This window comes from Burkholderia sp. HMSC10F09 (assembly GCF_001806955.1).
GTDB lineage: Bacteria > Pseudomonadota > Gammaproteobacteria > Burkholderiales > Burkholderiaceae > Burkholderia > Burkholderia multivorans.
On record NZ_KV786901.1, the window covers coordinates 1,156 to 8,687 of the forward strand.

Here is a 7,532-nt window from a genome sequence, read left to right on the forward strand (position 1 = left end):
CACGGCGGGCGCCGGCACGGTGCGTCGCAGGCAGCGGCCCAATAACGCACGGGCCGCTCGATGAATCCGTCCCGCATCTTCATTCTCCGGCCGGTCGGCACCGCCCTTCTGATGGCGGCGATCATGCTGGCCGGCCTCGTCGCGCTGCGCTTCCTGCCGCTCGCCGCGCTGCCGGAAGTCGACTATCCGACGATCCAGGTCCAGACCTTCTATCCGGGCGCGAGCCCGGAAGTGATGACGTCGTCGGTCACCGCGCCGCTCGAGCGCCAGTTCGGGCAGATGCCGTCGCTGAACCAGATGTCGTCGCAAAGCTCGGCCGGCGCGTCGGTGATCACGCTGCAGTTCTCGCTCGACCTGCCGCTCGACATCGCCGAGCAGGAAGTGCAGGCCGCGATCAACGCGGCCGGCAACCTGCTGCCGTCCGACCTCCCTGCCCCGCCGATCTACGCGAAGGTCAACCCGGCCGATGCGCCGGTGCTGACGCTCGCGGTCACGTCGAAGACGCTGCCGCTCACGCAGGTGCAGGACCTGACCGACACGCGCCTCGCGATGAAGATCTCGCAGATCGCGGGCGTCGGCCTCGTGAGCCTGTCGGGCGGCAACCGCCCCGCCGTGCGGATCCAGGCGAACCCGACCGCGCTCGCGCAATACGGGATGAACCTCGACGATCTACGCACGACGATCTCGAACCTGAATGTGAACACGCCGAAGGGCAACTTCGACGGCCCGACGCGCGCCTACACGATCAACGCCAACGACCAGCTGACGAGCGCCGATCAGTACAACAGCGCGGTCGTCGCATACAAGAACGGCCGCCCGGTGATGCTGACCGACGTCGCGAAGGTCGTGGCCGGCTCGGAGAACACGAAGCTCGGCGCGTGGGTCAATTCGGAGCCCGCGATCATCCTGAACGTGCAGCGCCAGCCGGGCGCGAACGTGATCGCGACCGTCGACGCGATCAAGGCGCAGTTGCCGAAGCTGCAGGAAACGCTGCCGGCCGCGCTCGACGTGCAGATCGTCACCGACCGCACGACGATGATCCGCGCGGCCGTGCGCGACGTGCAGTTCGAACTGATGCTGTCGGTCGTGCTCGTCGTGCTGGTGATGTACCTGTTCCTCGCGAACATCTACGCGACGATCATCCCGAGCCTGTCGGTGCCGCTGTCGCTGATCGGCACGCTCGCGGTGATGTATCTCGCGGGCTTCTCGCTGAACAACCTGTCGCTGATGGCGCTGACGATCGCGACCGGCTTCGTCGTCGACGACGCGATCGTGATGATCGAGAACATCGCACGCTACGTGGAGGAAGGCGATTCGGGCCTCGAGGCCGCGCTGAAGGGTTCGAAGCAGATCGGCTTCACGATCATCTCGCTGACGGTGTCGCTGATCGCCGTGCTGATCCCGCTGCTGTTCATGGGCGACGTGGTCGGGCGCCTGTTCCATGAATTCGCGATCACGCTCGCGGTGACGATCGTGATCTCGGCGATCGTGTCGCTGACGCTCGTGCCGATGATGTGCGCGAAGCTGCTGCGTCACTCGCCGCCGCCCGAAAGCCATCGTTTCGAGGCGCGCGTGCACCGCACGATCGACTGGGTGATCGCGCGCTATGCGGTCGCGCTCGAATGGGTGCTGAACCGGCAGCGCGCGACGCTCGTCGTCGCGCTGCTCACGCTCGCGCTGACCGCGCTGCTGTACGTGTTCGTGCCGAAGGGCTTCTTCCCCGCGCAGGACACGGGCGTGATCCAGGCGATCACGCAGGCGCCGCAGTCGGTATCGTACGGCGCGATGGCCGAGCGGCAGCAGACGCTCGCGACCGAGATCCTGAAGGACCCGAACGTCGACAGCCTCACGTCGTTCATCGGCGTCGACGGCTCGAACATCACGCTGAACAGCGGCCGGATGCTGATCAACCTGAAGCCGCGCGACGAACGTTCGGAGACGGCCGCGCAGATCATCCGCGACCTGCAGCAGCGCGTCGCGAACGTGACGGGCATTTCGCTGTTCATGCAGTCCGTGCAGGACTTGACGATCGATTCGACGGTGAGCCCGACGCAGTATCAGTTCATGCTGACGAGCCCGAACGCGGACGAGTTCGCGACCTGGGTGCCGAAGCTCGTCACGCGGCTGCAGCAGGAGCCGTCGCTCGCGGACGTCGCGACCGACCTGCAGAGCAACGGCCAGTCGGTCTACATCGAGATCGACCGCGCGAGCGCCGCGCGCTTCGGCGTCACGCCCGCGACGGTCGACAACGCGCTGTACGACGCGTTCGGCCAGCGCATCGTCTCGACGATCTTCACGCAGTCGAACCAGTACCGCGTGATTCTCGAGTCGGAGCCGAAGGACCAGCACTACGTGCAATCGCTGAACGACATCTATCTGCCGTCGGCAGGCGGCGGCCAGGTGCCGCTGTCGTCGATCGCGACCTTCCACGAGCGGCCGTCGCCGCTGCTCGTCTCGCATCTGTCGCAGTTCCCGTCGACGACGATCTCGTTCAACCTCGCGCCGGGCGCGTCGCTCGGCGAAGCCGTCAAGGCGATCCAGGCCGCCGAAAAGGAGATCGGCCTGCCCGGCTCGTTCCAGACGCGCTTCCAGGGCGCGGCGCTCGCGTTCCAGGCGTCGCTGTCGAACCAGCTGTTCCTGATCCTCGCGGCCGTGGTCACGATGTACATCGTGCTCGGCGTGCTGTACGAGAGCTACATCCACCCGATCACGATCCTGTCGACGCTGCCGTCGGCCGGCGTCGGCGCGCTGCTCGCGCTGATGATCACGGGCCACGATCTCGACATCATCGGCATCATCGGCATCGTGCTGCTGATCGGCATCGTGAAGAAGAACGCGATCATGATGATCGACTTCGCGCTCGAGGCCGAACGCGTCGAAGGCAAGCCGCCGCGCGAAGCGATCTATCAGGCGTGCCTGCTGCGTTTCCGGCCGATCCTGATGACGACGCTCGCCGCGCTGCTCGGCGCGGTGCCGCTGATCGTCGGCTCCGGTGCCGGCTCCGAGCTGCGTCAGCCGCTCGGGATCGCGATCGCGGGCGGCCTGATCGTGTCGCAGGTGCTCACGCTGTTCACGACGCCGGTCATCTATCTCGGCTTCGACGCGCTCGCGCGCCGCGCGCGCGGCTGGTTCGAACGCCACGGCCCGGCGGCCGGCACGCGCACGGATGCGTAAGCCATGAACCTGTCGCGCCCTTTCATCACGCGTCCCGTCGCGACCACGCTGCTCGCGCTCGGCGTCGCGCTCGCGGGGCTGTTCGCGTTCGTCAAGCTGCCGGTGTCGCCGCTGCCGCAGGTCGACTTCCCGACGATCTCCGTGCAGGCGTCGCTGCCGGGCGCGAGCCCCGAGACCGTCGCGACCAGCGTGACGAGCCCGCTCGAGCGGCATCTCGGATCGATCGCCGACGTCACCGAAATGACGTCGACCAGCACCGTCGGCAACGCGCGGATCATCCTGCAGTTCGGGCTGAACCGCGACATCGACGGCGCCGCGCGCGACGTGCAGGCCGCGATCAACGCGGCACGCGCCGACCTGCCCGCCGCGCTGAAAAGCAACCCGACCTACCGGAAGGTGAACCCGGCCGACTCGCCGATCATGATCGTGTCGCTGACGTCGGACACCGCGTCGCCGGCGCGCTTGTACGACGCGGCGTCGACGGTGCTGCAGCAGTCGCTGTCGCAGATCGACGGGATCGGCCAGGTCACCGTCAGCGGCTCCGCGAATCCGGCCGTGCGCGTCGAGCTCGAGCCGCAGGCGCTGTTCCACTACGGCATCGGGCTCGAAGACGTGCGCGCGGCGCTCGCGTCCGCGAACGCGAACAGCCCGAAAGGCGCGATCGAGTTCGGGCCGCAGCACTACCAGCTCTACACCAACGATCAGGCATCGCAGGCGTCGCAGTATCGCGATCTCGTCGTCGCGTACCGCAACGGCGCTGGCGTGCGGCTGTCCGATCTGTCGGAGGTCGTCGACTCGGTCGAGGATCTGCGCAACCTCGGGCTGTCGAACGGCAAGCGCGCGGTGCTCGTGATCCTGTACCGGTCGCCGGGCGCGAACATCATCGACACGATCGATCGCGTGCGCGCCGCGCTGCCCCAGCTGACCGCGTCGCTGCCGGCCGACATCACGGTGACGCCCGTGCTCGACCGCTCGACGACCATCCGCGCCTCGCTGAAGGACACCGAGCACACGCTGCTGATCGCGGTGAGCCTCGTCGTGATGGTCGTGTTCCTGTTCCTGCGCAACTGGCGCGCGACGCTGATTCCGAGCGTCGCGGTGCCGATCTCGATCGTCGGCACGTTCGGTGCGATGTACCTGCTCGGCTTCTCGATCGACAACCTGTCGCTGATGGCGCTGATCGTCGCGACCGGCTTCGTCGTCGACGACGCGATCGTCGTGCTCGAGAACATCGCGCGCCACATCGAGAACGGCAAGCCGCGGCTGCAGGCTGCGTTCGACGGCGCGCGCGAGGTCGGCTTCACGGTGCTGTCGATGAGCATCTCGCTCGTCGCCGTGTTCCTGCCGATCCTGCTGATGGGCGGCATCGTCGGGCGCCTGTTCCGCGAATTCGCGCTGACGCTGTCGCTCGCGATCGCGGTGTCGCTCGCGGTCTCGCTGACCGTCACGCCGATGATGTGCGCGCGCCTGCTGCCGGAGCGGCACGACGCGCGCGAAGAAGGCCGCTTCGCGCGCTTTCTCGAACGCTGCTTCGCGCGGATGCAGCGCGGCTACGAGCGCTCGCTGTCGTGGGCGCTGAGCCGGCCGCTGCTGATCCTGCTGATCCTGTTCGCGACGATCGGGCTGAACGTCTATCTATACGTGATCGTGCCGAAAGGCTTCTTCCCGCAGCAGGACACGGGCCTGATGATCGGCGGAATCCGCGCGGACCAGGCGACCTCGTTCCAGGCGATGAAGCAGAAGTTCACCGAGATGATGCGCATCGTGCAGAGCAACCCGAACGTGAAGAGCGCGGCAGGCTTCACGGGCGGCACGCAGACCAACTCGGGCTTCATGTTCGTCACGCTGAAGGACCGCAGCGAGCGCAAGGTATCGGCCGATCAGGTGATCCAGCAGCTGCGCGGACCGCTGTCGCGCGTCGCGGGTGCGAGCACGTTCCTGCAGGCCGCGCAGGACATCCGCGTCGGCGGCCGGCAGAGCAATGCGCAATACCAGTTCACGCTGCTCGGCGATTCGAGCGCGGAGCTGTACAAGTGGGGGCCGATTTTGACCGAGGCGCTGCAGAAGCGTCCCGAGCTGACCGACGTGAATTCGGACCAGCAGCAAGGCGGCCTCGAGGCGATGGTGACGATCGACCGCGCCACCGCCGCGCGCCTGGGCATCAAGCCCGCGCAGATCGACAACACGCTGTACGACGCGTTCGGCCAGCGGCAGGTCTCGACGATCTACAACCCGCTGAACCAGTACCACGTCGTGATGGAAGTCGCGCCGAAATACTGGCAGAGCCCCGAGATGCTGAAGCAGGTGTGGATCAGCACGTCGGGCGGCAGCGCGAGCGGCTCGCAGACGACCAACGCGGCAGCCGGCACGTTCGTCGCGACGGCGGCCGGCACGTCGAGCGCCGGCACGGCCGCCACGAGCGCCGCCGCGATCGCGTCCGATTCCGCGCGCAACCAGGCGCTGAACTCGATCGCGTCGAGCGGCAAGTCGAGCGCGTCGGCAGGCGCCGCGGTGTCGACGTCGAAGTCGACGATGATTCCGCTGTCGGCGATCGCGACCTTCGGGCCGAGCACGACGCCGCTGTCGGTCAACCATCAGGGGCTGTTCGTCGCGACGACGATCTCGTTCAACCTGCCGCCCGGCGTGTCGCTGTCGCAGGCGACGCAGGTCATCTACCAGACGATGGCGCAGATCGGCGTGCCGCCGACGATCGTCGGCAGCTTCCAGGGCACCGCGCAGGCGTTCCAGCAGTCGATGAACGATCAGCCGATCCTGATCCTCGCCGCGCTGCTCGCCGTCTACATCGTGCTCGGGATCCTGTACGAGAGCTACATCCATCCGATCACGATCCTGTCGACGCTGCCGTCGGCCGGCGTCGGCGCCCTGCTCGCGCTACTGCTGTTCAAGACCGAGTTCAGCATCATCGCGCTGATCGGCGTGATCCTGCTGATCGGCATCGTGAAGAAGAACGCGATCATGATGGTCGACTTCGCAATCGATCAGACGCGCAACCACGGCAAGTCGTCGTTCGACGCGATCCGCGAGGCGTGCCTGCTGCGTTTCCGGCCGATCATGATGACGACGATGGCCGCGCTGCTCGGCGCGCTGCCGCTCGCGTTCGGCAGCGCGGACGGCGCGGAGCTGCGCGCGCCGCTCGGGATCGCGATCGCCGGCGGCCTGATCATGTCGCAGGTGCTGACGCTCTATACGACGCCGGTCGTCTATCTGTACATGGATCGCCTGCGCGTATGGGGCGTGAAGCGGCGCAACCGCCGCGGGAATTCGGGCGGGCCGGCGGTAGCGGGCGAATAAGCGCGCACGGCGCATCGGCGGGTAGCGCCTGCGCGAGCACGACGGCTTCCGCGCCGTCGCGGCCGAGCAGCTGCGCGGCCAGCCCGCTGCGCGCACATGGCCCGTCGAGCACCGGCTGCGCCGGCGCGACCGGCGGTTGCGCGCCGAGATACGCGGCCGCGATCCGCGCGCTCGCCGGCCCCGGACGATAGCGGCCATACGCGTCGACGACGAGAAAGCCCTGTCGAACCAGCGTTTTCAGCAGTCGCGCGACCGAGTTGCGCGGCGTGCCGCTCGCGCCGCCGTGCGCGCCCGCTTCGACCATCGCGCGCGTGCCGCTTGCACCGCGGCCGCGATCGGCTATCGTCTGTGCATGGCCCTCGCCGGGAATCCGTCATGAACGTCCAGTTGAATCACACCATCGTCTGGTGCCGCGACGCGCACGCGTCGAGCCGCTTTCTCACGGAACTGCTGGACCTGCCGCCGCCGACGCCGTTCGGCCCGATGCTCGTCGTCGCGCTCGACAACGGCGTGTCGCTCGATTTCTATCAGCAGCCGGGCGAGATCGCGTCGCAGCACTACGCGTTTCTCGTCGACGAAGCGGACTTCGATCGCGTCTACGCCCGCATCCGCGAGCGCGCGCTGCCGCACTGGGCCGATCCTGCGAAGCGGCAGCCGGGCGAGATCTACCGCCACAACGGCGGGCGCGGCGTGTATTTCGACGATCCGGACGGTCACTTTCTCGAAGTGATGACGCAGCCCTATGCGCTGAACGGCTGACGAAACGAATCGGCCGGCATGGCGCCGGCCGAGATGACTGCGGACGCGCGGCCGCCCGGTATCGGACCGGGCCGCCTGCGCACGGCCGCCGTTACTCGGCGGCGGGCGTCGTCTTGCGCGGACGGCGCGCACGCGTGGCCGTCTTGCGGGCCGCCTTCTTCGGCTTCGCTTCGGCGGCGGCCGTTTCGCCGGCCGGTTCGCCCGCCGGCATCGCGTCGGGCGACGGCTGCGCGGCCGCATCCGAAGCCGCAAATGCGTCGGCCGCCGGCGCCGCGTGCTGCGGCGCG

Annotated in this window: 3 protein-coding genes and 2 pseudogenes; 3 read left to right on the plus strand and 2 right to left on the minus strand. The window is 68.0% G+C overall.

Annotation, left to right across the window (positions count from 1 at the left end; genetic code table 11):
• The first annotated feature begins 60 nt into the window (after positions 1–60).
• Together HMPREF3115_RS25455 and HMPREF3115_RS25460 are read left to right on the plus strand one after the other, a co-directional pair.
• Positions 61–3,174 carry an MdtB/MuxB family multidrug efflux RND transporter permease subunit gene (locus tag HMPREF3115_RS25455; RefSeq protein WP_006407542.1) on the plus strand — a complete coding sequence of 1,038 codons (3,114 nt, stop codon included), beginning with the start codon at positions 61–63 and terminating at the stop codon, positions 3,172–3,174.
• Between the two features lie 3 nt (positions 3,175–3,177).
• On the plus strand, positions 3,178–6,486 hold the full coding sequence (locus tag HMPREF3115_RS25460; RefSeq protein ID WP_070556612.1) for an efflux RND transporter permease subunit: 3,309 nt from the start codon (positions 3,178–3,180) through the stop codon (positions 6,484–6,486).
• A 211-nt stretch (positions 6,487–6,697) separates the two neighbouring features.
• On the opposite strand, the pseudogene HMPREF3115_RS33110 reads toward HMPREF3115_RS25460, so the two are convergent.
• Positions 6,698–6,790, minus strand: a pseudogene (locus HMPREF3115_RS33110) (helix-turn-helix domain-containing protein); the annotation flags it as partial.
• 71 nt (positions 6,791–6,861) lie between these two features.
• Here HMPREF3115_RS33110 and HMPREF3115_RS25465 point away from each other — a divergent pair.
• The gene (locus tag HMPREF3115_RS25465; protein WP_006401195.1) at positions 6,862–7,245 is read left to right on the plus strand and encodes a VOC family protein; all 384 of its coding nucleotides are present in this window, start codon (positions 6,862–6,864) and stop codon (positions 7,243–7,245) included.
• Positions 7,246–7,336: 91 nt separating this feature from the next.
• Here HMPREF3115_RS25465 and HMPREF3115_RS25470 read toward each other — a convergent pair.
• Positions 7,337–7,532, minus strand: a pseudogene (locus tag HMPREF3115_RS25470) (NYN domain protein); the annotation flags it as partial.